Annotated in this window: 27 protein-coding genes; 1 reads left to right on the top strand and 26 read right to left on the bottom strand. The window is 62.9% G+C overall.

Annotated elements, in window-relative coordinates:
• Positions 1-2: 2 nt before the first annotated feature.
• From PIN01S_RS16375 to PIN01S_RS16320, 12 genes are all read right to left on the bottom strand, one after another.
• A complete protein-coding gene (locus PIN01S_RS16375) occupies positions 3-521 on the bottom strand; it encodes a hypothetical protein (protein ID WP_084336945.1) in 519 nt (172 codons plus the stop codon).
• A gap of 4 nt (positions 522-525) precedes the next feature.
• Positions 526-1,041 carry a hypothetical protein gene (locus PIN01S_RS16370; protein WP_084336943.1) on the bottom strand — a complete coding sequence of 172 codons (516 nt, stop codon included), beginning with the start codon at positions 1,039-1,041 and terminating at the stop codon, positions 526-528.
• A complete protein-coding gene (locus PIN01S_RS16365) occupies positions 1,038-1,586 on the bottom strand; it encodes a hypothetical protein (protein WP_084336941.1) in 549 nt (182 codons plus the stop codon). Before PIN01S_RS16365 ends, PIN01S_RS16370 begins: the two co-directional genes overlap by 4 nt.
• A gap of 56 nt (positions 1,587-1,642) precedes the next feature.
• Positions 1,643-2,344, bottom strand: a complete 702-nt coding sequence (locus tag PIN01S_RS16360) for a hypothetical protein (RefSeq protein ID WP_084336939.1) — start codon at positions 2,342-2,344, stop codon at positions 1,643-1,645.
• 13 nt (positions 2,345-2,357) lie between these two features.
• The gene (locus tag PIN01S_RS16355) at positions 2,358-3,959 is read right to left on the bottom strand and encodes a hypothetical protein (RefSeq protein WP_084336937.1); all 1,602 of its coding nucleotides are present in this window, start codon (positions 3,957-3,959) and stop codon (positions 2,358-2,360) included.
• Positions 3,956-4,414 (bottom strand): hypothetical protein, encoded by a 459-nt coding sequence (locus PIN01S_RS16350; RefSeq protein ID WP_084336935.1) that lies wholly within the window; start codon positions 4,412-4,414, stop codon positions 3,956-3,958. The genes PIN01S_RS16355 and PIN01S_RS16350 overlap by 4 nt, the downstream gene beginning before the upstream one ends.
• A gap of 1 nt (position 4,415) precedes the next feature.
• On the bottom strand, positions 4,416-6,146 hold the full coding sequence (locus tag PIN01S_RS16345) for a hypothetical protein (protein ID WP_084336933.1): 1,731 nt from the start codon (positions 6,144-6,146) through the stop codon (positions 4,416-4,418).
• A complete protein-coding gene (locus PIN01S_RS16340; protein WP_084336931.1) occupies positions 6,147-6,656 on the bottom strand; it encodes a hypothetical protein in 510 nt (169 codons plus the stop codon).
• A gap of 12 nt (positions 6,657-6,668) precedes the next feature.
• Positions 6,669-9,812, bottom strand: coding sequence for a tape measure protein (locus PIN01S_RS16335; RefSeq protein WP_084336929.1), 3,144 nt, complete (start codon positions 9,810-9,812; stop codon positions 6,669-6,671).
• 101 nt (positions 9,813-9,913) lie between these two features.
• A complete protein-coding gene (locus PIN01S_RS16330; RefSeq protein ID WP_084336927.1) occupies positions 9,914-10,261 on the bottom strand; it encodes a hypothetical protein in 348 nt (115 codons plus the stop codon).
• A gap of 480 nt (positions 10,262-10,741) precedes the next feature.
• Positions 10,742-11,545 (bottom strand): BRO-N domain-containing protein, encoded by an 804-nt coding sequence (locus PIN01S_RS26945; protein WP_084336925.1) that lies wholly within the window; start codon positions 11,543-11,545, stop codon positions 10,742-10,744.
• On the bottom strand, positions 11,542-11,826 hold the full coding sequence (locus tag PIN01S_RS16320; protein ID WP_090257099.1) for a DUF3077 domain-containing protein: 285 nt from the start codon (positions 11,824-11,826) through the stop codon (positions 11,542-11,544). The genes PIN01S_RS26945 and PIN01S_RS16320 overlap by 4 nt, the downstream gene beginning before the upstream one ends.
• A gap of 311 nt (positions 11,827-12,137) precedes the next feature.
• Between PIN01S_RS16320 and PIN01S_RS16315 the strand changes: the two genes are divergently transcribed.
• Complete coding sequence (locus PIN01S_RS16315) at positions 12,138-12,620, top strand: hypothetical protein (RefSeq protein ID WP_084336921.1); 483 nt, start codon at positions 12,138-12,140, stop codon at positions 12,618-12,620.
• A gap of 263 nt (positions 12,621-12,883) precedes the next feature.
• On the opposite strand, the gene PIN01S_RS16310 is transcribed toward PIN01S_RS16315, so the two are convergent.
• From PIN01S_RS16310 to PIN01S_RS16245, 14 genes are all read right to left on the bottom strand, one after another.
• Complete coding sequence (locus PIN01S_RS16310; protein ID WP_084336919.1) at positions 12,884-13,663, bottom strand: hypothetical protein; 780 nt, start codon at positions 13,661-13,663, stop codon at positions 12,884-12,886.
• Positions 13,664-13,665: 2 nt separating this feature from the next.
• The gene (locus PIN01S_RS16305) at positions 13,666-13,866 is read right to left on the bottom strand and encodes a DUF7210 family protein (RefSeq protein ID WP_084336917.1); all 201 of its coding nucleotides are present in this window, start codon (positions 13,864-13,866) and stop codon (positions 13,666-13,668) included.
• Between the two features lie 18 nt (positions 13,867-13,884).
• Entirely contained in the window at positions 13,885-14,361 is a 477-nt protein-coding gene (locus PIN01S_RS16300) for a hypothetical protein (protein ID WP_084336915.1), read from the bottom strand.
• Complete coding sequence (locus PIN01S_RS16295; protein WP_084336913.1) at positions 14,358-14,678, bottom strand: head-tail joining protein; 321 nt, start codon at positions 14,676-14,678, stop codon at positions 14,358-14,360. The genes PIN01S_RS16300 and PIN01S_RS16295 overlap by 4 nt, the downstream gene beginning before the upstream one ends.
• A gap of 2 nt (positions 14,679-14,680) precedes the next feature.
• Positions 14,681-15,667 carry a major capsid protein gene (locus PIN01S_RS16290; protein ID WP_084336911.1) on the bottom strand — a complete coding sequence of 329 codons (987 nt, stop codon included), beginning with the start codon at positions 15,665-15,667 and terminating at the stop codon, positions 14,681-14,683.
• A gap of 65 nt (positions 15,668-15,732) precedes the next feature.
• Entirely contained in the window at positions 15,733-16,368 is a 636-nt protein-coding gene (locus PIN01S_RS16285) for a head decoration protein (RefSeq protein ID WP_084336909.1), read from the bottom strand.
• Positions 16,365-17,540 carry a head maturation protease, ClpP-related gene (locus PIN01S_RS16280; RefSeq protein ID WP_084336907.1) on the bottom strand — a complete coding sequence of 392 codons (1,176 nt, stop codon included), beginning with the start codon at positions 17,538-17,540 and terminating at the stop codon, positions 16,365-16,367. Before PIN01S_RS16280 ends, PIN01S_RS16285 begins: the two co-directional genes overlap by 4 nt.
• Entirely contained in the window at positions 17,537-18,988 is a 1,452-nt protein-coding gene (locus tag PIN01S_RS16275; RefSeq protein ID WP_084336905.1) for a phage portal protein, read from the bottom strand. The genes PIN01S_RS16280 and PIN01S_RS16275 overlap by 4 nt, the downstream gene beginning before the upstream one ends.
• Positions 18,988-19,212, bottom strand: coding sequence for a hypothetical protein (locus PIN01S_RS16270; protein ID WP_084336903.1), 225 nt, complete (start codon positions 19,210-19,212; stop codon positions 18,988-18,990). The genes PIN01S_RS16275 and PIN01S_RS16270 overlap by 1 nt, the downstream gene beginning before the upstream one ends.
• Before the next feature lie 13 nt (positions 19,213-19,225).
• The gene (locus PIN01S_RS16265) at positions 19,226-21,211 is read right to left on the bottom strand and encodes a phage terminase large subunit family protein (protein WP_084336901.1); all 1,986 of its coding nucleotides are present in this window, start codon (positions 21,209-21,211) and stop codon (positions 19,226-19,228) included.
• A gap of 3 nt (positions 21,212-21,214) precedes the next feature.
• The gene (locus PIN01S_RS16260; RefSeq protein ID WP_084336899.1) at positions 21,215-21,787 is read right to left on the bottom strand and encodes a terminase small subunit; all 573 of its coding nucleotides are present in this window, start codon (positions 21,785-21,787) and stop codon (positions 21,215-21,217) included.
• Positions 21,788-21,943: 156 nt separating this feature from the next.
• On the bottom strand, positions 21,944-22,678 hold the full coding sequence (locus PIN01S_RS16255; protein ID WP_084336897.1) for a hypothetical protein: 735 nt from the start codon (positions 22,676-22,678) through the stop codon (positions 21,944-21,946).
• Positions 22,675-23,001 carry a phage holin family protein gene (locus PIN01S_RS16250; protein ID WP_084336895.1) on the bottom strand — a complete coding sequence of 109 codons (327 nt, stop codon included), beginning with the start codon at positions 22,999-23,001 and terminating at the stop codon, positions 22,675-22,677. The genes PIN01S_RS16255 and PIN01S_RS16250 overlap by 4 nt, the downstream gene beginning before the upstream one ends.
• Positions 22,994-23,347 (bottom strand): putative holin, encoded by a 354-nt coding sequence (locus tag PIN01S_RS16245; protein ID WP_084336893.1) that lies wholly within the window; start codon positions 23,345-23,347, stop codon positions 22,994-22,996. The genes PIN01S_RS16250 and PIN01S_RS16245 overlap by 8 nt, the downstream gene beginning before the upstream one ends.
• Positions 23,348-23,918: the final 571 nt, after the last annotated feature.

Here is a 23,918-nt window from a genome sequence, read left to right as displayed (position 1 = left end):
TTTTAGAGCACCACGTAGCCGTCGTCTTCGGTGATCAGTTCGGTGGCAGATTTCGCCACGCCCAGGTACTGGCTGATCTTGTTCACGTTCGCCTCGTCAGCCTCATCGAGCGGGACAGCGATCACCCCGCCGGCCGTGCCGAGCCAGTAGCGCCCGCCAACGGTCAGCCCGGTGAGGGCGGCGTTGACCGCATCGAGCGGGTAGACGGTGGCAGGCTGGCCCAGAGCGACCTCCTCCAGGACAAACCCATCGGCGGCCCGACCGTTGCTGTTGTCGGCCAGCCGCACAGAGAACGCACCGCCGTCGTCATGGAACTGGACGTATTTGCCAGCACCGAGCAGCTCGCTGGCGGTGGCCTGGTTGGTGTTGGCGCCGACCCCTGTCGGCAGCACGCTGTCATCCAGCCGACCGTCCGGGCCCAGGGCGACGATCTCGCCGGCATTGGCGGCGCCGGCACTGATGACGGTGGCCAGAATCTGCTGGGTGCGGCCCGCGATGCGAGCCAAAAAACCTTGAGCCATGGTGCTACTCCAGTTGGATAGGGGGTTGTAGGTCCAGAGTGATGCGGGTGGCCGACATCGCTGCGCCGAGCAGCACGTCATAGCCGTCAGCCGGTGGAATTTGGGTCAGGTCGCCATTGGTCCCGAGCCACACGGGCCCGGGCGTCCAGGTCCAGCTGTTGTCCTCGATGACGCCAGTGCGCTGGACGTTGACGGGGATACCCGGGTCGGCAGCCGTCAGGGTGATGCCGAGCAACAGGTCGATATGCGCCGCATCCCGGTAGTCGAGGATGCGCACCACGCCGTCCAGCTCGTACACCACGCGCAGGGCGCTGAGCACCTCGCCCGCGAGCCGCTGCAACGAGGTGCCGCCCTCCGGGCCGGGCTCACCGGCAGGCCCTGGCGGGCCCTGTTCGCCGAGGGTTAGCAGCTCGACCACCGGCTGCTCAAGCGCCACGCAGTACTCGCGTGTTATCTCGGCGGTCTCGACGTCACGCACCTCCAGCACCGCCAGGTAGTTCTGATCGGTCTGGACTGTCATAGGGCGCGGCCCTGGTAGTAACGGATGACGTCGCCATTCACGAACTGCACGTCCATGACGTAGGTGTCACCGGTACGCAGCAGGGCGGACTGCGCCGGGGTCAGAGCGCGCTCAATCGAGCCTGGCCCCACCTCCGTCAGCCCATCGCCGAGCGTGAGCGTCAGCACCACCACACTGCCCCGCGCAAACGTCATCACCACGCCGGCACCGGTGAGATCGACCGGCAGCAGGTAGACCAGCTCGCCACCAGACGGTGCCAGCCCGGTGGCGGACAGGTCGTTGATTTCCAGGGTATCGGGGTCGATCACGGTGGCGCGGTGCGGGGCCTGCCGCCTCGGCTCTCTGTTGAGGTCAGGCATGCCGACGACGCCGCGCGCCCAGACGGCCCAGGCCGTGTCCAACCCATGGCCGGGCACGGTCAGACGCAGTGGCGCGCCAGCCGCGGCAGTGATCGGTCGGTAGGCATAGGCCGGCTGCATCAGCCGCACGGTGTCGCGGTAGGTTGTTCCGGGAATGATCTCTAGATCGATCGCCGCTGGTTTCATGGATGCTCCGGGCATAAAAAAGCCCGCACGCGGCGGGCTTCGAATTCGAGAATGAATTAGCTGAACGTGATCTTGTTGCGCCCGGCAGCAAATGGATTGGGCGATACCGAGAACCAGCCAAATGCGGAGATATCATCGCCATAGCCGATGATTTCCAGATCGGCCTTGTTAAACGTGGTCGTGCCGATCGTCAGCGTATCGAAGGGCAACGAAGCCACGTCAGGCCAAACCTCATAGTTCCCACTGACACGGAGTTCCAGGTTTCCGTAGTAGGGATAGTCATCCCCCCACGCCAGCGCCAGAATCTGGCCGTTACCTCCCAGGGTACCGTCCGGATAGACCGTCGCCCCGGCCGGAGAAATCGATCCGACCCCGAAGCTGGGCGAGAACCCCCAGACCGGGCCGCTACCTGGAGACGTGATGACAATGCCCTCCAGAGCGACCACTCGCTCGGTCAGGTCTGCCACTGCGGTCTCCAGAGTCTCGATACGCAGCAGCAGGCTGGTCAGCACCCCCGCCGTGAGCGAGCAGTAGATGACGCTGCCCTCCGGCCATTCCTGGTCATCGGTCAGTTCCTGGCCACGGGCCAGCTCGGCAACGCCGCCAGTGACCACCGCAGTGACGATTTCCCAGCGCGTTGCAGAGGCTGGCCAGTCAGCGAGGGTCAGCCGGTAGGTGCCATCCGGCAAATCCAGATCAGCCGAGGTCGCCCCGGCCGCCAGGGCGATGGCCTGGCTCCAGTTGTTCACAAAGTTCATGGTTGTCCTCAGATCAAACCCAGCAGACGGGCTCCAGCTCGCGGGCGAGCTGCGCCGTTACCGGGCAACGGCTGGCATAGGCAAATTCGGTGAATGTTCCGGAGGTGCTGGATATCTCCCGGACCAGTTCGTCCAGGGTGACCGCGCCGGTGGGCGTGGCGACATCCGGGTGGTACACGTAGCGCTGCAACGTATCGCCGACCGCCTGCGGGCGCTCCCAGCGGCACAGGCCGAACAGCTGGTTGGCATAGCGATACGGGCAGACCTGCAGTAGGCGCAACGTGTTGGGCGTGTACGCCCAGGGGTACAGCGCGCCGGACGCGCCCAGGTTGGTCGCCACGCCGGCCTGGGTATCCGCAGCAAACAGGCTGACTGCATGCTGGCTGCCCAGCACGTTGGATCCGGGGTCGGTCACTACACCGGAGTCCTCGATGTAGGACCCCGGCGTGTAGTCGGACCGATAGGCGTAGGTCAGCGTGGTCGGGTCGTTGCCGTTGATCGCGTACTGCTCGCTCGACGTCTCGCTGATGGAGATCGCGTAGCTGGCCACAGGAACCGCGTCCACGTTGACGGTCAGCGTCCAGGTGCTGCTCCAGGCCTCCTCGCAATCCCAGGTACCGGTGACCGGCACGCCGGCGCCAAACTCCGTTGGCCCCGTATGCACCACCGGCGCCGAGAGGCTGTATTCCGTGACGGCCAACTCGTCCAGCGTGACCTCATGCCGCACGCCCGTGGCATCGTAAAACATGCCGACCACATAGCCGGTGAACCCATACTCCTCGGTACCCGACACGATGTTGTGCCGGACCAGCAGAGTCCAATCGATGCCCACCGGCTGCGTTTGCGTGATGCTGGACGTGCCATCGGGGTTTGAGGCCCGGTAGTAGTTGTCCTCTGCCAGGTCGAACCAGCTCCGCACCGGCGTTCCCAACGTCTGTTCGCGGGTTTTGAGCACCGTCACGGCGATCTCGCATTCCGCGCCAAGCCCGGCCAGCGTCACCTCCAGCCAGCCAACCGGGCGCCGCCGCCAGAACTGGCGGTGCACCTGGTTGAACTGCACGCTCACCTCATACACCGCCGCAGCCCCGGTGGGGTGTGAGTGGTACAGGGTGACGAACGTCCCGGACGTGCCGCTGATTGCTGGGGTGGATTGCCCCATGTTAGGCACGTCCACCGAGTAGGTATGCACGAGCGCCGGACGCCCGAACGCCCCGTACCGACTCAGCGTCACCGTGGCAGTGCCGCCGATGGTCGGTATCTCGTGGAGGTTGATGCGGACCAGCCAGCGCTCGCCGGCCGGATCGATGTAGATCCACCCGCCCAGCGGCTGGCCGTACAGGTTGCCGCCCGCCAGGATGGCCTGGGTCCACCACTCGCGCCCTGCAGCCTCGTCTGCTGCCGCCTCCTCCGGCGTACGCGTGACACCCGGCGCATCGGGGTGGGCGAGCAGCGCAGTACTGCCGCGCAGCCAGGGGTCGCCGGCAGGCGCCGGTTGCGGATACGGCATGGTGGCGGCATTGGGTAGCGTCAGGACGCCGCCCTTGACCAGGCCGTGCCAGGCCGTGCCGTACGGGCCAACGGGACGGCTCAGATTCAGAGATAACGCGTCGGTCATTCCGCTGGTGGCTCCGCGAATTCGATCACTACAGGCGAGCCATTGGCGTCCCGCATCGTGAGTTTTTTCAGCGCCTGCACGTCGAGCGTCAGGATGCCATCGCTGCTGGTGAGCGTGGACGTGGCGTAGTACTCGCGGGCAATCACAGCGCCAGGGCCGGTTGCCCCCTCGGTCAGCGGGCTGGCGATTCCGGCAGTTCCGCCGGACGGTGCCTGGTACACCCCTCGCCCTCGCTGGACATCCACCCCACCGCGCGGCGTCAGGGTAGGCAACGATTTACGCGGCCGAGGCGGGTCCACGATGCTGTTGATGTCCTCGACGGTCTTACGTCCCGTGCGGTTGGCTTCCATCGCCGGCCCCAACGCTCGACGTGCTGTCTCATTGGTCCGGCCAAGCGCGCGGCGTGCAGCCTCGTTCGCCGCACCATTGGCGCGGCGCTCATCTCCAAGTGCCATGTCATAGCTCCAGTTGATCGTTGGGGACGCCGACCCGGTAGAGCACGTTGCGGGTGGCGGTTCGCTCGTCGCGGTATTCGGCGGGAATATCTCGCGCATCGACATCAATGCGCCGCGGGAACGACACGGCCGTTGCATCATCGGCCAAGGAGTAGTTACCGGAGAATCCGTCCCTCTCGTCGTCATACGGCGGAATCGGGTTGCCGTCCGGGTCGAACACGCGCCCACCCAGCTGGGTAGGCAATCCGGCACCCGGCCCTTCCAGTGGCGGCAGGCTGGTATCCGGCGCAGAGGGCACAGTCAGAGGGTCGCTGACACCACCGCCCCGCATTACGGCGATCGTCAGCGTGCTAACCGCCTCGCCGCTTTCCAGGTCGAAGCTGTCCCGGATGCGAACACACTTACCGAGTGCCTTGGCACCCTGGTCGTCCAACTGCAACGTGTGCACCAGATCGACTCCTAGCGCCATGCTGGTCGGCACCGACCAGCTCACTAGGCTGCCTCGATGCGCCGATATGATCTTGGCCTCGGCCCGACGGAGCACACAGATCAACGCGGCCTGACGACGCGCCTCATCACTCAGGTCTTCGACACTGCTATCACCTGACGGGTCCTCTTCCAGCGATCCATCCCACTCCTCGGCGCGGTCGTCCTCGATATCGAGGCTGACGCTTTCACGCGCTACGGTTCGAGTTCCCTCCACCTCGCCCGCCGGAGTGGCCAGCGCGAGGTTGTAGGTCTCGGTCACCGATTGCGTCCAGCGGCGACCACCTATCACCCCGACGGCCAGCCAGAGATCGTCGAACGTGTTGATCCATGGGTTACCGTCGCCGCAGGGGTCGGACATGGAGAGCGGCAGCTTGAAGCCTCCAACCGATCCGATGATGACCATGCCAGCCCCAGTCACCGCCGACTCGATCATGTCGGTGGTCGGCAGCTCCGTCGACCAGGGTCGCCAATGGCAGAATCCCTGAATGCCGCTGAATCCACCCATCCCCGGATGGACCCAACCGAAGCTCTGGTTGAACTGCCACAACCGCGGATACCGGTAGTTGATTTCCAGCTCGACGCGGTTGGTCACCGTGTCTAGGCTCGGCAAATCCAACGCCAGGCTCTGATACAACGTCGTGCCAGCACCGAACACGAAATGCGGCTGCGCCGCGTACCAGCTGGTCACTCTCATGTCGCCGTATGGTGAGCAATCGAGACTGGCTGTTCGGGTACTCAGGCGTTCCTGGGCATAGTCCCAATGACTCCGCCCCTGCACGGGCTCGAACACGTCGGCCGACCAATGCCCACCGACCAACGCATCGATCTCCGCGACGCTCAGGGCCTCCGTCCGTTGCTGCAGGCGATCGCTGCATTCACAGCTGAGCAGCCTGGTCACGGGGTTCCATACCGGCTCCGTAAGACGGCCACTGAAACGTCTCCCCACCGCCGTAATACCAGCCGACACGCTGATGTACTCAAGAACCACTGCTTTACCAGCCCAGTCACTGGGCACAACGGTCGTTCCCGGCGGCATGAACAGATCGAAACCGCTTACTGCGGCAGCGCCCTCTTCCCTGTCGACATCTACCGTACCTGCCAATCGTTCAGTCACGTCCTGACCGTCAATCAGCAGCCGCAACCGCCAGGTGAATGCGAAACCACGAACCACATAGACCGGCTCTTCCTGGCCACCACCAAGGCTATTCAGCGGCAAGGCATTCAGAGGAAAACCGTTGAGCATCTACGCCTCTTCCCAGGTAATGGACCAACCGTGCGCGTTGTTGCTGACGCTCAGCGAGCGCTGTGCGGGCTCTGCGAACACCGAATACACAGGCAGCCAGCACGCCCGATACAGCGAGGCGCCGGCCACCGGCGTGATCGACATGACGCCATCGACCGTGCTGGCCGCAGCCAACACCCAGTCCTTGCCAACCAGCGCCTCGGCCCAGGGCGTGACGTCCGGGCGGGGGGTGCTGGTGAGGGTGTAGCTGGTGGCCGTACCGACGATGCTCTCCGTCTGGGTGCTGCGCAGTTCGAGGGGCTGGTTGTAGTCCAGCCCTGCGAGCCCAGGCGGCATCCAGCCGGAGCCGGAAATGCTGCCGGATTCCTTGCGCCAGTGCGTCATCTTCACGCCAGCGCCATCACTCAAACGCAGCACGGTGGAGCCGCCGATTGGCTGAGCGCTTTCGTCAGGCAGGCCGGCGTGCGGATGAATCGGCACACCGCCGAGCATCGGCATGGGAAACGACATGAGGGGTCTCCATCAACGTTGCGTGCGGCCGAATTTGGTGGCGGCTCGGCGCACTGTTTTTTCGAACGAATCACGGCGCATCAGGACTTCCAGCGTGTCGTTACCGACGCCGAGCTGGACGGTGCCGAAGTCGGGAAAGCTCGGACCGTCCAGTTGTTGCTGGAGGGCAGGTGCAAGCACCGGGATGCTGGGCAAGGTACGCGGCGCCACAATGCCACCTGTGCTGTAACCACGTAGACCGCGCCGCATGGCCTCGACCACCGCCACACCGCCAGCGCGGGCGATATCAAACTGCGACCAGACCACCTCGCCCCTGTGCACTACACCGGCAGGCTCGTAGAGGCCACCGGGGCCGGTATAGCCGCCTCCGTAGTAACCCGGCACCTCGCCAGCGCCGCCGATCGCAGTAACCATAGAGAGCGTCAGCGGCACCACCGACATCTTCTTGAGCTGCTCAATAAACGCGCCGAACTCTTGCAGAACGTCGGATTTAGATACTTCGTCGAGCTTGCTTTCAACAGACACTGGTGGTGCATCTGGCGATGGCCCGAGTGGCCGCAAGAGGGCCGGCACCACAGGAATTTCGCTATCCTGTGCCGCCACACTTTTGACGACGATATCCGCGTCAACAGGCAAATTGGTGAAGCTGCTCTGTCCATCCTGACGGATACCCTTGGGCAACACATCAACCTCCACAGCGGGCAAGTTGGTGAAACTATTCGGGCCGGCTTCGCGCACGCCTTTCGGAGTAATTTCCACTTCGGCCGCAGGCAAGTTCGTCCAACTATTGGGGCCGTCCTGGCGGATCGTTACCGGGGCCACCGGCGCCTTCACAGGCGGCAATGCAGCCTCGGTTGCAGCATCCTGTACTATGCCGCTGGGTTTTACGGGAGCAGAGACCGGCGCGGTAGTACTGGGAGGCGTTGAACCTGGCGGCAACATTGGCGCATGCCATTCGGTCGAAGAGGTTTCAGATACAGGCGACGTGCGAGGCCGGATGACGAACGACTCGCCAATCATCGCAGCCCAACGCTTCATCTTCTCCGTTTCCTCGGCAAGCGCGGCATCGTCGATGGTCGGGCTAAGCTTGAAGTTCTTCAGGTCTTCAAACTCTTTCTTCAGCTCGCGCACCTTGTCGATCTCGGCTTTCCTTGCCGCCTCGGCACTGGCCAGTATGGCTTTATCCGCCGCCTCCTCAATCCCCTGCAGGCCCTTGATGAAGCCCTCAAAGCCATAGGTATTCTCGCCGGCTTCAGCCAGTTTCATCAGCATTTCAAGTGACTGCTGAGCCAACTTCTTAGCCCGCTCGGCGTCACCGGCGCTCAAGGCCTGGGCGGCAGCAACTCGCAGAGCAGAGGCATTTCCGAAGCTGTCAGGACCTATTGCTCCAGCCCCCAACTTCTGCAGCGCGTCACGATAGCGCTTGGTGGTTTCCAGCTGCGCGTCCTGCGCCTTCTTCAATTTGGCGTTCGCTCGATTCTGCGCCGCCACCTGATCGTTAACAGCGGTCTTGAATGCGTTTGTCAGGGACTCCTGTTCTTTACCGAATTCTGCGGCATAGGTGCGGAAAGCAGCCAAGCGCCGCTCTTCGATTATCTCGGATTCCGTGCGCGCCAATCCTTCGGCATCTGTCAGATTCTCCAGGGCATCAGTGGCATCATTACTGAATTTCCAATACGCATCAGCAGCGGAGGCAAATGCTCCTGCACCAGGAAGCAGCGTTCCAAGGCCTTTGCCACCGGCGAGAAGCGCATTACCAAGTAATTCTAGGGCCCGGCTATTCTTGCCATCGGCAACATCACTAATCGCATCAGAAACCTTGTCCAGCTGCTCAGTGGCTGCTGCCGAGGCGCCCGTGATCTTGTCAATTGCTCCAATCAGCTTGTCAACAGATTGCGAGAACGTTCCAGCAGCATCCGCTCCGGTAACTCGCATGGCGTCGGCAAGACCAAGCAGTGACTCTGACTGGGAAGCGAACGCAGTTACCACGCGTTCCGTGGTCAGTTCGCCAGCATTAGCAAGGCGGATCAGCTCGGAGCGACTTACCCCAAGCCCCTTCTGTAGCGCATCAGTGAGCGCAGTAGAATTCTCAAGTATTGCGTTGAAAGCGTCGCCGCGGATGACGCCGGTCTGCAAACCCTTCGTGAACTGGTTTATCACAGCCGCGGCCCGCTCGCCTTTCACACTGTTGGCAACAAGGCCTGCGGATAGAGCGCCAACCAGATCGGTAGTCTGGGCTGCCGAGAAGCCCATCTCCTGAAGCGGACCAACAGCACGCAGAAACAGTTCGCTCGTTTGTTCGATCGGAATTCGTACACGCCTGGAGATATCCTCAAGCCTGGACTGCGCCAGCGTGTACTGCTCTTGAACCGGCAGCGCATTGCGCATGCGATCTTCCAGCTCACCAACAGCATCAGCAGCGCTGAAATAGAAACCGGCGATCCGCTGCAACGTGTAGGCCGCAGCGGTAATAGCAGCGATTCGCGCAGTGATAGCCGCTACCCCGCCGCTACCAGCATCCTCTCCAGCAGTCAGCTCCTTGATCTGCTGCTGGGTCCGAAGAAGCGCCGCCTGGTAGCGGTTCTCGGCGGCGATACGCTCGGTGGCTGACATTTGGCCGGACCGGGCCAGGCGTTGATAGTCGGTGCGCAGAGTCACCAGTTGCTCACGCAAGGCGCGCAGGCGGCTGACACCAAAGGTATCGAGGGCGCGGGTTATCGCCGCATCCGCCTGACCCTGCCCCATGGCGCCCACTAACGACGACTGCAAGCGCTGCTGCTCGGCAGCCAGGTTGCGGACATCAACACCGGCAGCCTTCAGTTCTGCACGCTGTTCGCGGACCTTGGCCTTCTGACGGTCGAATTCACTAGTAGCACTCGCCAGTGTGCGCTGAGCCTTGGCATAAGCGCGATCAAGCTCTCGTACCGGCTGCCCGGCCTGCTCAATAGCACGCTTCAAATCATCTACCCGGCGCCTGGCTTCGAAGTAGGCACTCGTGGCGGCTTTGGCATTCTCCGTGGTTTTCTGCAAGGCATCTATCTGGCGCAGAGGCTTCTGGATAGCCTTGACCAAGTCCTGATATTCCTTGCGGAAGCCGCCAACGGCGCTGGTAGCTTCGGCAGTGTCCGCCGACAGCTTCACCTCGAACTCAGCCATGGATTATTCCTTCAGGCAGCGCTTGAACAAACGCCACGGATAATTGATCGAATTGGGGTGACCGATACGGCCGAGGGCCGAAATACAAGCCTCCAGATTGCTTAGAAACTCTTCCGAGCTCCCTGAATCCGCCCCAGTGCGCCGAAAAAATCAGGGTTCAGCTCCTTGGCCTTGGCCAGGATCTTGCGCAGATCGCTACCGGTCAGCGTACTTAACTTCGCCTTATCCAGGCCGGCAATTACGGATAAGTCACAGAGGCGGCAGTCCTCGAACAGGAAATTATCCAATTGGTAATGCACCAAATCTTCTTCGGAGGCTTCTTCACCAGGCCATGGGTTGTTAAGCATCACCTGCCGCATCTGCGCCACTGTCAGCTCCGAAACCACCACATCCCAGGCAGAATCACCTTTGCCGACCGTTACAACCGCTTTACCAGATGCATCGCTCATGTATTTCTCCAGACAATAAAAAACCCGCCGAAGCGGGTTGTCTTGTACAACTAAGAATTACATCGAAAGATCAGACCCAACCCACTCATCTTTGGCCGGGAAACCTTCGACGGTTATTGAAAATGGTGTGCGTACCATAGCACCGAAGGTGTTTTGCGAATCTACATAGCTCTGTACTCGGAACTTGCATTTATCTATCGCACTGATCCGGACTGATGATGTGCTTGATACAGGGAATTTTGCAGTACTAGGTGCTTTCAAATTCCTCTCAATGATCCGCTGAGCTGCACCATATGCCCGGGATTCACTGCAAGTGAATTCAGGCTTTCCACAGCCCCCAAGAAGCACCAACCAGAACATAACAAGCACAACGCGAAGCATCAGGCCTCCCTCCCTGTTGAATAAAGAGGGACTGTAGCAGCCAAACGCTAGCGCCGAAACCCGGCCCGGCATAGCCGGGTTCAGTCGTGACGGCAGGCTTCACGCCAAACGGGCGACATCCGCCAGCACATAGCCCCAGGGCCGCGACCCGCCACCCTTGGCCGGCAAGCGCACGCGCTTATAGCCGAGCAGTTGCAGGCACTGGCCGACCGCCGATTGCGTGCCCCGGTCGTTGACCAGGCCCAACGCCTCTATCACCTGCTGCGAGCCGAAGCCCTGGGGCCAGTCGTTGGCCACCAGGTGACTGCGAATGCGCTGCTGCAGTTCGTATTGCACCCGCTTGGCGGTGGGCAGGTCCGGGCCGTCCAGCCACTCGCTGGCCCCCAGCTCGGCCGCAAGGTCGATGCCGGTGGCACGCTGCGCGGCCTGGTTGGCGCGGGTGGCCGCCAGGCGACGGGCCATGCCCATGCTGCGCGCGGTACCGAACAGGGCGCGGAACACCCGGCCGGCACTGACAATCTGGTCCGCCTCCACGTGCGCCGACATCGGCGCCGAGGCCGGCTCAGCCTCGACCGGCGGCATCACGTAGGCACCGTGCTTGCGGATGGACGGCAACACCTCGGCGGTGACCCATTTCTTGAAGCGCTTGGCCGAGGCCTTGCGGCTGCGCAGGATGGCCGAATACAGACCGGATTCGTTGATGATCAGCATTTCCTGATCACCAGAGGGGGTACGCACAATCTGCGTACCCCTCTCGTCTTCATCAAGCGAGCGCGTCATATCGCTCGCCATTCGGTATTCAAGGGACAGGGCTACATCCGCCGCAACCCACCACGGCTCACCCTCCACCAGCACTACCCGCACGGCGGCGCCATCGAACGAGAACTCCAACGGCAGGCTCATGACCGGGCCTCCATCATGCCGCTCACCGAGGCGTTGACCAGCGCCAGGGTGCTTTCCAGCAGATACACCACCGCCCAGGGCTGCTGCTCATCGCCCTGGATGGCCAGGTCGCGGGCACCTTCCAGCGCAACGCCCAGCAGGGCGGAGGCGTGCTCCAGGGCATCCAGCACCGGCACACCGGGCTGCACGGAGAACAGAGTGGAGAACCCCGGCACGCTCGCGGCCTTGGCAGGGGCGCTGGGAGTAACGATCTTCGGGTGAAGCGGAACGGGCTTGAGCATGATGGAACTCCTCTGACTGTTGGAGTTCGCCGCCATCGTGACCAAACAATGGAGGCGAACCGTGCGCGGGTTGGTCAACCGGGGTCAGAGGTACCCGGCCGGGCCGAAGCCCGCCCACGCACGGCCCGCCATAACGCGGGCACAAAAAAACGCCTTTCGGCGCCGTGCGCCTCTGAACTCTTCGGGTGACCAAACCCGGCCGCTGAATTGGCAGCGGCACGGGCAAGTTAAACCCCGAACCGGCTGCGCGTCAACGGTATAGTGATACTGTACCTAGTGCCCTCGACACTTCCGTCACGCAAGGAGAAGCCATGAAGCTAGACCGGGAAGTCCAACTCACCATTCTGAAAGCGCTCGCTGAGGTGTATCCTGGAACCACTCGTGATGTCTTGAAAGAGAAAGGTATCCGACACAACATCGGCCTCGCCAACCTCGCCTACCTCGTTGAGCACAGGCTGGTCTCCGCCAGGCTTTCCACTACTAACGGACGAGACTTAACTCCCGGCAATAGCCAAAAGATCACAGCAGCAGGCCTGGACTTCCTCGCCGACGATGGCGGCGTCAGCGCCATTCTCGGCACCGTCACCGTCAAGTTCCACGAAGAGTCGCTGAAGCAGATGATCGAGCTTCGCTTAAGCGAGGCGCAGCTTCCCACGGAAGAGAAGCATCGCCTGCTTCAATCTGTGCGAGAACTTCCCGCCGACTCCATAAAACACCTGACAACGCGACTACTGGACCTGGGCATGGACAATCTGCCCCGAGCAGTCGAGTTAATTCGTACAGTCCTAACGTGACACCGCCCGGCCCTTCTTCTTCCCCGGCACGCTCCAGCACGGCGTAACCAAGCGGGCCGCCGCCCTTTCGGCTCGCCAGGGACAGGCACAAGGTCTGCTCCGTGCGGCCGGCGATGTAGAGGAAGGCCTCGGTTGCATCCGGTGCAGCGCGACCGGACAAAAAGACCATACGCAGTGCTGACTGGCTGATCGTTGTCATTGCGCCCCCTCTGGACAGCAGTGAAAGGGCGCGCACAGTGTGCGCGTCCTTTGTCGAAACGCCCTTACGCCGCGACCGGCTTCTCCTTCAGGATCTTCATGTACGGCGACAGGCCAGGGCCTTGGCGGGCCGGATCGGCCAGCACTTCACAGCTCACGTTGAAGCCCATGAAGTCCTCGACGTTGATCCAGCTCAGGCTCTCCACCAGGTCGAACGAGCAACGGTAGTACAGGTTGTTCGTGCGCTTCTGCGTGCCGACGGCGTTCACGCCCTCGAACAGCAGCTCCAGCTCGATACCGGTATTGGCCAGCGGCTGGATCTCGTCGACGAGGGCGCTGGTGTAGTCCACCTCGATGAGGTAGTCACCGGATGCGGCCTCGATGGCGGTGGCGAGGGCACTGCCGGGCAGCGGCTCGGGGCCGGAACCGGTCAGGCGCCAGTCGATGTCCTCTTCGAACTCGACCAGGCCGGTCGCCGCGTCGGTGACCTTGGTAATGCTCAGCGGCATCTTCGCCAGCATGCTGGTATTGCCCACTTCGGCGATCACTTGCTCACCGGTAACTGGAGCCGACGGCAGTTCGGTGACGTTCGCCCACAGGAAGCGGGCATAGTTCGCGCTGAAGAACTCTCGGAAGTTGAACGACAACGTCATGGCCGTGACGCGGCTGAACTTGTCGTAGTTGCCGCCAGCCACGGTCATGGTATTGGGCAGCACGATTTTGTTGACCTCATGGGCCTGCTCCATGGTGGAGCCCAGGCCCATCGGCACGAACGGGCGGCCGGTGCCGGCGAGGCGACATTTGACCTGACCGGCGATGATGGCGGTTTCTTTTACCCAAGCCATGATCAAGCCTCCTTAACAGTGCCCGCCACCTTGCCAAGCTGGATCAGCCAGGCTTTCTGGTGGGGCCAGACGTTGATGGTTTCACCGGCGGCGCGCAGCTTGCCGGCATGCTCGTGTTCTTTCAGGAGCACGACAGCCTCTCGCGACGGCTTTTCGACAACAGCCTCCCGCGACGGCTGTTCGGAGTTCTTCTTCGTCGTCATGGATTACCTCTGATCGGCCTAGGCGTTGGGGTGCCTGGCCTGGATAACGGTTTGAATGTGGACCGGAATGGCAACGGTGGCGACCATCAGCCCATCGCCTGGCGGGAAGGACTGCGATGCGCCAACGCTCACCGACAGCACGCCGCGCGGCATCCAGTCATGGAACACGCCGGCCAACGGAATCAGGCACTGGAGGAGGTCGTGCTCGAGGTCGTCGAGCGCATCCTCGTAGTCGTCCAGACCGACCTCGACGGCCGCCACCAACATGAACCCCGGCGAGACCTTGATCGCACCAGGGCCTGGTTGCGGCTCCCTGGCCCGGCCCTTCTGGACCACCACCAGGGGATAGCCGACACCCTCCTGCTTGATCACCTCATTGAACCAACCGCTACGGACGTTTCCGCCGAGGTTGGTGCGATACCCGTTCGCCGGCTGGATCGTGCCCAGCCGGGCAAGGAGCGCCTTGCGGCACTCGGTCAGGATGTTGGGTTTCATCGTTGCTCCGTACAGGCGGCAGTGAGCATGTGGCAGTCGTCTTCGATCAGTTCGTCGACGACGTACCGGCGCCGGCCCACGCAGAACTGGCCGCCGCGATCAACGGTGGCGAGCTGCGCCTTGCGCCAGGTAATGCCCACCGCAGCCCCCTGGAAGGCCCCATCGGGGCCAACACGTTGGAGGTTGCGGTCGATGATGACCTGGACCTTGTCCGCCACCAGCTTGCCTTGTGGGTTGCGGTAGCTGCCGAGGTCATCCGCCAGCGTGTCCAGGACCATGCGGTCCATGGCTTCGGTCATTTCCGAGAAGCTGGCCATGGTCAGCCTTGCAGCAGGATGTTGACCCGCGGGCGAGTACATAGGTGGAGCGGGTTGGATTGCGCCTCACCGGCTACACCCTTATCGAACTGCATACGCTCCAGCTTGCTGTAGTACGGGACACCGAGGGTGTTCACCGTTTCCATGTAGTTGGCCGGGGCGAAGACCGTCTTGTAGAGATCCGGCACACCGACCGCGGTCAGGTACGCCTCATCATCGCCAACGAACGGCACGCCATTCAGTTTGCCGCGGTACCGCGTCCACAGCACGCCACCGAACTCAAATGCCATCCGGCGATCGCCCCGCAGTGCGCTGGCAGCCTCCCAGGCCAGATAAGGCTCCTTGACCGAGGCGTCCGAGATCAACTTCGACCAGAAGTTCTTCCCGCACCAGGCAATAGCGCCGGTCGAGGTGACGTTGCCCAGTGCGTCCTCTTGCATGTCCAGCGCCACGGCGGCACGGACACTGACATCCACGCTGCCGAACTCCATCGGCAGTCTCTGTTGCTTGATGCCGAAGGTCTGGAACAGATCGACCAGTACCGCACCATCCTTGTTCAGGATCTTGCCCTTGATGGACCCGATGCGCTGGTACTCATGGGTAATGTCGAGCTGCAGGCGGGTTTTGCGAAGCCGCGCATTGACGACGTCCTGTACCCCCTGCAGCTCGGTGCGGCTACCCGTGGCACGGATGCCTTGAATCTCGTCCGCCAGGATGGAGAACGTCTCGGGCAGGTGCACGCAGTTGAACGGAATCTGCTGACGCTTGGGCCCGATCACCACTTGGCCAGGCGCGCCGCGCGGGACGGCAGCGACCAGTTCCAGGACGTCCCCGTCCTTCTCCACCTGCTGGGTGACCGTGGTGCTCCCCTCCTCGGTGAACAGCCCAGACGCAGCAATCTGCCCAGGAACCTCGTGTTCCTCGTTGATGACAACCAGAAGCGAATCAACGCTGAACGCTTCATCCTCGAAAATCGACATCTCAGCCATAGCGGCCTCCAAAAAAGAAAACCCCGCCGAAGCGAGGTGCAGGGGTTATTCAGGCTCAGTGAGGTTCAGGGGCGGATGACGATCCCGAGTGCCAGCAGGTCCGCGCGGCCGGCATCATCCAGGCCGGTGAGGAGCCGCTCGATCACTTCGGCATCCCGCACGACGGCAACCGTGCGGATGTCGTTCAGGGTCGCATCCACGGGGGCGTAGAGAATGCCGCTCGCGGCGCGACGGCCGTCGTCGGTGCCATCGTCGTCGTAGGCCACCCATTCGCCGAGCGCCGCCACCACGTCGATGGTGAACGCGTCGTCGACGGCGAAACCCGTGGCGCCATCCGCCAGGGTGAAGGCCAGGCCTCCACCCGTGAACGCGACACCTACGGTGCCCATGCCAACCTCGGAGCCCAGGGGGTCGGTCAGCGTAAAGGTCCCCCCGTCGGCGCTGGCCGCAGTGATGACCAGGGTGTACTCACCCGTCACCGCCAGGCTATCCACGGTAATGGAGCCCATGGTGCCGTTACCCACATTGCCTGCGGCGGCGGTCGCCACCGCAGCGTTGGCGGCGGTGATCTTCGCGATCAGGGTTCCGGCAGCCAGCTTGCCGGCTCCGGCGGTGATCGTAACTTCCTCACGGCTGCGGGTGCCGTTGGCCTCCGAGAGGAGGAACTCGCCGGAGTGAATGCCTTCGGTTTTGATGGTCATGCGCGCTCTCCTTTCGAGGCAATAGCTCTACGCCTGGCGTAGATGTCGCCAGGGTCGATCGTTTTGGTGGGTGCCGGGAGGTGGTCTTCCAGCGGGGGTTTGTTGTCCAACTCGACCCTGCTGTTGGCAGCCACGATCTTGTCGAACAGTTTCACTCGCACGGCATCGGCATCCAGGCCAGCCTCGATGAATGCCTCGGCCTCGCCGGGCAGCTTCGCCAAGAGGCAGACATCCTTGACTGCCTTGGCCTTCACCACGGCTTCCTTGACCGCCGCCAGGCTCTTCAGGCCCGTCGCCTTGATCAGGACACCGGTGACATTGCTCAGGCCTGCCGCAGCGCACTCGGCCGCCATTTGCGCTGCCAAGGCGACCGGATCGGGTTCCTCGGGCGGAGCGAGGTCTTCCTGCTCCTCCGTCGGCAGGTCATTGGCGATAAGCGCCCGTGCCTGTTCCGGCACGTCCTGGTAGCGGTTCAGGATTTTGACGTTGCCCAACGCGGCCTTGACCTCGACACCGACCAGCACTTCATCGACGAAGCCGAAATCCTTGGCCTCGCTGGCTGTCATCCAGGTGGTGGCTTTGATCTTGGCGAGCAGCTCTTCGTCCGAGAGGGCCAGCGGCCGATGCTTGTAGCAACTGACCATCAGCTCCAGCGTCTTGTCGAGCAGGTCGGCATACGCACGCAGGTCCGCGCTCTCGACGTCCTGGAGCCAGCCGATGTTCGGGTTGTGGATCATGTACAACCCGTTTTCCGCCATCGTGACGCGGTGCGCACCGCTGATGGCCAGCGTTCCGGCGCTGTAACAGGCCCCTACGATACGGCCTTCACAGCGTTCGCCGAGGTCTCGCAGGGCGTTATGGATGGCGATGCCGTCCATCAGGTCCCCGCCTATCGTCGCGATGCTCACCCGAATCCGGGAAACACCGTCGTCCAGGGCCTTGAGATCGCTGACGAACTGGGCGGCAGTGATCCCCCAGTAGCCGATCTCGCCGTAGATCATCACGTCGATGACGCGATTATCGCCTTCGCCCGCGGCACGGATGGCGTACCAGTGTTCCTGCTGCTCCTGTTGCGGGCCCAGGTTCTGGATACGCGGGAAGGCGAGGCAGCGACCGCCCTGCAGGAGCAGGGAAAGGCAGACGCCAAGCCAATACTTGCTTAAGACATTCATCGTTCGTCCTCTTTCTCTACCGCCTCTTTCTGCGTGGCGGTGGTGTAGGTGAGCCCGTACTTCTTCGCCCGGGCGTTGTCCTGGGCGTTCTCTTCGTCGATTTGCTCGGCGTCGTAGCCCGTGCGCAGGACGTGCTCGCTTCTACTGTTCAGGCCGCCGGCGATTTCCTTCAGCTTGCCGTCGACGTCCTGAACCGGATGGATGTAGGGCCACCCCTGCGGCACCCAGCGCGTGCGTTGGTAGTCGCGGCGGCGCATGGGGTAATCCGGCAACGCAAGCGCACCGGACAAGAACGCTGCGTCCATCCAGGCAGCCCTGACCGGCCGACAGAGCTGGAACACGTAAACGCTGAACTGAAGCTGTTCGATGCGGCGGCGGAAGTCGTTCAACAGCACCCGGAGCACCCGGTCGCTGATGTCGCCCATGTCACCGGTGAGCATTTCGTATGGCAGGCCGACGCCAACCGCGGCGGCTTGGAGCTGCTGTCGCATGAAGTCGACGTAGGTGTTGCCCGCGTCGGGCGGGTCCGAGAACTCGACTTCCTCCCCTTCCAGCAGTTCCTGCATGCTGCCGGGCTCCAGCCCCACCATCGGCGTTCCATCGGATGCCGCTGTGATGGGCTGTCCTGTAATGGGATCAATCTGCGCAGGGCCCTCACGCGCGGGTTTCTTGATGAACCCAGCGAACAGGTTCGCCACCTCCTGCCGGAACAGCACCGCGTCGTCGTAGCTGTCCAGCGACTTGAGCCGCAGCAGGATCGGAGCCAGCCTGGGGACTCCACGCAACTGACCGGCTTCGGTCGGCTCGTAGATGTGCAACACCTCGGAGGCTGGTATGCGGTGCAGGGTGTTGTAGGTGTAGCTGTTGGTCACCGTATCCCCCGGATGGGAGGAGTACATCCAATAAGCGACACGCTGGCCGATGGCGTTGAACTCAATCCCGGCTCGCACCAGGTTGCCGCTGCGCGTTCGGAAATTCTTGTCGATGGGCACGTACTCGGCCGCCAGCAGCTGTAGCTGAAATGGAACTGCCAGGCCGTCTTCAGGCCGCCGGTAACGGAACCGTACGAAGCACTCGCCAACCTCCTCGACCATCCTGGCAACCAGCGCCTGCTGGCCATAGAAGTCAGTCAGATTGTCGGCGTCCGCCTCGTCTACCCAGTCCTCCCAGAGTTGCCGGAGCGTGCTGCGCGCACGGTCGTCTTTGATCATCGCTCGCGGCGTGATGCCGGTTCCGATGATGCTGCTGACCCGTTTGTCGATGGCAGAGAACCCATAGGGGTTGTTGCGCACCGCCGCCTTGGATCGTTTGCGCAGCGCCGGGAGAGCCGGCAGGGCGATGGTGTTCAGTGCCCCTTCCGGGGCATTCCACTCAGCAGCGCGACGGCCGGTTCCGGCACCTTCGTAGTTGTTCCGAAACCGCTTTGGCATGACTCGATGACGTGTCATCAAATGCCCTTCCCTTTGCTGTAGAGCCGAGTAACCATCGGGCGCCGGGCTGCCGCCGAGGCTTCAGCGGCAGCGGCCTTCGCATACTCAGCTTCGAGCATGCGCAAGCTGGCCAGCTGAGCCCTATCGACCTGGCGATCACCGCGGCGAACGGACTGGCCGTTCTGCAGGATGTCGTTGATCGCCGCCTGGACTTCTTCCAGGCGCTGCTGTGCTGTGCTCATGATTTCCTCGTGACTATCGACGACTCAGATACCCGCTACGCGTTACGCGGCGAGCGACCTGCGGTTGTGGTGACGGCGTTGCAATCGATTGCAACGCGGGCGTTTGCTCGGCCGGGCGCACAGGTTCGGTGGCCGGGCTGCGCTCTTCGCTGACGCGTTCCGCGAAGAGGCTGCCCTGGCTGACGGTAGACCGCAGCTTGCCCCACTCCCCTGCGCGATAACGATCCAACCCCAGGAAATGGGCGGCGGCCAGGTTGTACACCAGCAGGTCCAACGCCTCGTTACGCTCGGCCTTGCCCTTCACCCACACGACTCGCTTGTGACCTTTCACATACACGGTCAACTTCCGCTCAACCACCGCCTGCTCGTAGAAGTCATCCGGCAGGTCAGCCGAAAAGTGCAGGGCGCCAGGTCCTTCGCGGTACGGGTAGCGGTTGTAGATCCAGTCCTTTGAGGTGTCCGTACCCACCATCCAAAGCTCTGCACCCTGCTTCTCGGTCTTGCCGAGCCGCGTGACGTCGACCTTGGAAGGACGCTGAGCCAGCACAGGCCGGCCGGGCTTACTGGCCCCTTTCACCGCAATGACCCCGCGCCAGCGCCGCAATCGGGTGAACTGATACACCTCATCGGTGTGGTGGCCACCGGAGTCGATTGCCGTCGCACAGATGGCGAGGGAAACGCCTGATGCGTGCCGGTACGACCGTTTCAGCCTCTCGTCCAGCAGGTTCCAGGTACGCTCGTCGGCGGGGTCTCCGGGAATGACCTGGAAGTCCACGACCCAACGTTCCAACCCCTCACCCCAACCGAGCACCAACATTTCCAGGCGGTTGTGCTGGACGTCCACCGCGGCCGTCAGAATCAACGCTCCGGCCGGGACCTCGCCGAGACGATAGTCTTCGGCGCGGGCCTTCAGCTCTGAGGCCTTGGTCTGCTCTTGCGCCGAATCCCAGACCAACGCCAGGCGGGTGTTGTAGAACACCTGCATGGGTTCGGCATCGCCGCGATCCAGCGCGCGCTTGGCCTGGGTGTATTGCTTCGCGAGACTCGCCCAACTTAGCCAACCCAAAGGCGAATAGAGGGCGTTGAGATGGAACCCGGCGGTTTCCCCATCGCCAGCGGCGGTCGCCCGCCATTCCCCGGCTGCCAGCATGTCCGTCTTGTGGTGCTCTTCGATCAGCGCACCGCATTCAGGATTCGCGCAGAGATAATCGACGCGGCTGAAATCCTCGTTCCACTGGAGGTTCTCCAACTCCAGCACCTGCTTTTCGCCGCAGTGAGGACAGGGCACGAAGTACCGGCGCTGGTCGCTGATCTCATAGAGATCGGCGATCCGCGAAGCGCCCTTGATCGTTGGCGAACTGGAGAAGTAAAACTTGGCCTTGCGGCCGAAGGTTGTACCCCGTGTTTCAGCCAGCTCGATCGGATCGCCTTCGCTGTCGACGTTTACATCCCAGCGGTCGATCTCGTCGCCGTAGACGTATCGGGCAGACAACTCGGCCAGGTTGGCCGCAGAACCAGCGGTCGTGCAATACAGCGTCCCGCCTTCGAACTCCTTGGTATCCAGGGTGTTGCGCGAGTCGCGCGACCTCGGTTTGGCCACACGCTCGTACAGCTCGGGAACAACCTTGATCGTTTTGTCGATCCGGCTGGATACCCGTCGGGCCAACTTCTCGCTGGGCAGGAGCGCTAGGATGTTGGCCGGCGCCATGTGGATGCAGCCGCCGATCCAGTTCAACGCAATCTGCGTCTTCATCATCTGCGAGGCGACCATGGTCACCACCCGCTTATGCGGGTCCAACGGCGACAGGCATCGCATCGGCTCGCGAGCGAATGGCGTGCGGTCAGTGTGGTACTTCCCCGGCTCGGCCGCGCCCGTGTCCTTCGGAATGCGCTGGAACTCGTCAGCCCACTGGTCGATCCACAACTCCGGGTCAGGCTTCAGACCCCTCAAGTATGCCGCACGGTACGTTGCGGCACCGTCGGCATACGCATGTTCCATGGTTCAGTTCGGCTCAGCAGCCGCCTCTCCCAATTCGGCATCAAGTTGAACAAGCCCTTCGGCATCTTCGAGAACTCGGCGAAGCACCTCGGTGAGGCGTCGCTCCATCGCCCAGGTGTCAGTGATCGCCACCAGCTCGCCGGAGACCTGAGCAGGCAGACCGAGCAACAGATCGCGCAGCGTGCGAGCAATGGCGAAGGCCGCCCGGTCAACGGCCTCGCGCTCCACAAGAGCACCGCGCCCCTTGAGGAACTCATCTTCAGCAAGCCGGGCCAGGTAGTACTCCCGATGAGCACGCGCTTTCTGATACCCGTCACCGTTGGCAGCGGGCGGCGAGGCTGTCGCAGCCGGAGCGATCAGGTCATGAACCCCCTTCTGGGCACGCTCGCGCTGGTGGCGATCCGCAACGCCCGACTTACTGGGGTCAGCCGTAGCCGTGAGCAGCGCTTCTGTTGCTTCGACGTCGACCTTGCCGTCGGGCGTCAGCACCAGGCGCTCTTGCTTGGCGAGCTTGGAGACGTAGGCGCGGGACCAGCCTTTGCTATCGGCGTATTCGGATTTACTCAGAATCGTCATCGGATCACCCTGTTAACCACTTAACCGCCCATGGTTAACCCGATTAACCCCTGTTAACTAACTCTCGGAGCCTTCCACTAGCGCGAGAGCGGGGCTCGAATTACCCTTACGGAGGCCTCTACCCAGGGGCCCCTGGCCCCGCACCAGAGCAGGGCGTCACCGACGTCGAGTCGCGACGGCGCGAGCCAACGCCAGCTCGAACTGGATCGCCAGCTGGTCGTCCACCACCTGATCGGCGATGCCGAAGAAGTCCAGCTCGCGGGCGTAGCCCGGACGACCGACGAAGGCCATGATCAGCTTCACCTTGTCCTTGCCTCGCCCTGTTCGCTCACCAATGCCGATGGCCTGCTTGGCGCTGCCCCGCCCCTCGTACATCACGAAGAACCGCTGACGGTTGCCGATGCTGCGCTTGCTGTCGGTGCTGTTGGCGTACTTATCGAACTGCGCCCCAAGGCCCGACAGCACCTTCTGAATCTGGCCTCGACCAATGTTTCCGTACGCATCCAGCTTCGCATCGCGGCCTGGCACCAGGTACTTATTGGCCGGCAGGATGCCCTTGGCCCGCAACAGCGCCTCGCTGCGCTTGTCCTGACGCGGGCCGCCGTACACCTGCGGTGTGAGCCAGCGGGTCGCGGGCGACGCCTTGTCCGCCTCGTTCTTCATCCAGACCCGGGCGACCAGCTTCTGCTTGGTCGCGGGGAAGAGGCGGAGGCTATCCAAAGTCCAGCGGGTCGGCCGGTCGAACACCGACCGCATCTCATCCTCAAGGCGCGTCTTCACCAGCTTCGCCGTCTCGGTCAGCGCGAGCGCCGTCACGAATGGCAACTGGCGCTCCAGGTCCTTCAGATCGTCAAGCCGCTCCCGAAGCCCCGTCGCCTCGATGCGGATCATCGCCCGATGCCCTGGCGCCGCCGATCCACCCCATCCCACGGCTGCGGCTCCGGCCGCAGAACCCCGGCGAGATTCCCGCTGGCCCGCCACACCGACCAGGCGAACACCGCGAGCAGCACCACCAGCGGCCAGGCTGGCGCGGGGATATGCAACCGGCCCTGCAGGATCTCGATCATCGCCGAGCCCGCGCACCCCATCACCACGACAGCGGCAACCGACATACCGCGCCGGAAGCGCGCCCCGTCCCGGCGATACGTGAACAGCCGGACGAACAGGACCGCGCAGAGCCAGAACACCAGCTGCGTCAGAATCAGGCTAACCATCGTTGCCACCCCCCTTGCCATCGGCCAGGCCACGGCGATTGATCGCCGCGAGCGATATCGTCACCACCAGCAGGGACGCGCCGAACGCGGCAGGGCCGGGGAACGCGAAGGGCCGAGCGCCCATCACCTCGATCTCGCCGATGGCCGGGGCGAACATGTACCCCATGACGAACGACGCCACGAAGAAAAACACACGGCGCAACAGCGGCAACTCCGCCGTGGTCGTGAAGTAGATCAGCGCGCCGAACAGCGCACCGACCGCCGCCTCCCCGTTGACCCCCGACAGCACCCCGGCCATCCCAACACCGACCGCACCGGCCACCACAACGCCGCTCGGCTCACTCATCACGCAACCTCCCAAGGGGCCAATGGCCAGAAGAAGCCCGCACCAGGCGGGGAATGCCGGCACGCGGCCAACTCGAATAGGTGCCGGCTTGCGCCGGCGGGTGCTGGTGACCAGGGCTTGCGGGCGCCCCTCAGCACCGGGGGAGAACAGGCATAAAAAAACCCGGCGCAGTGGCCGGGTTCGGTTGTTTCGTCGTGGCTCCGTGCTTCCGCACCTCTGCCACCGTGCCTACGTTGTACCCCTCGATTCTCATGGCAGCAAGGGAAAACTAACGCCATGCGCGAATAAGTGGGTTAGATGCCAGCAACGTCCAGTGAATACCCTGTGAACGGCATTCTAGAGCGCACTGACCGTCTCACCGCGCCCACCTCTGAATCGTGCAGTGGGCCAAAAACCCCCGCGTCGTTACTGGCGTCGTCCCACTGTCCCACTTGTCCCGCTTCTTTTCTCACGTACGTAAGAAGAGAGATAAGAAGAACGCGCGCAAAACGCGCGTGCGCGTGTGCGCGCACATGACGCACAACGGGGATAAGGTGGGACGGTGGGACAAACCCAAGGACGGCGCGGGACA

Source organism: Pseudomonas indica NBRC 103045, from assembly GCF_002091635.1.
Taxonomy (GTDB): Bacteria; Pseudomonadota; Gammaproteobacteria; order Pseudomonadales; family Pseudomonadaceae; genus Pseudomonas_M; species Pseudomonas_M indica.
This window is presented reverse-complemented; position numbering and strand designations above follow the sequence as displayed.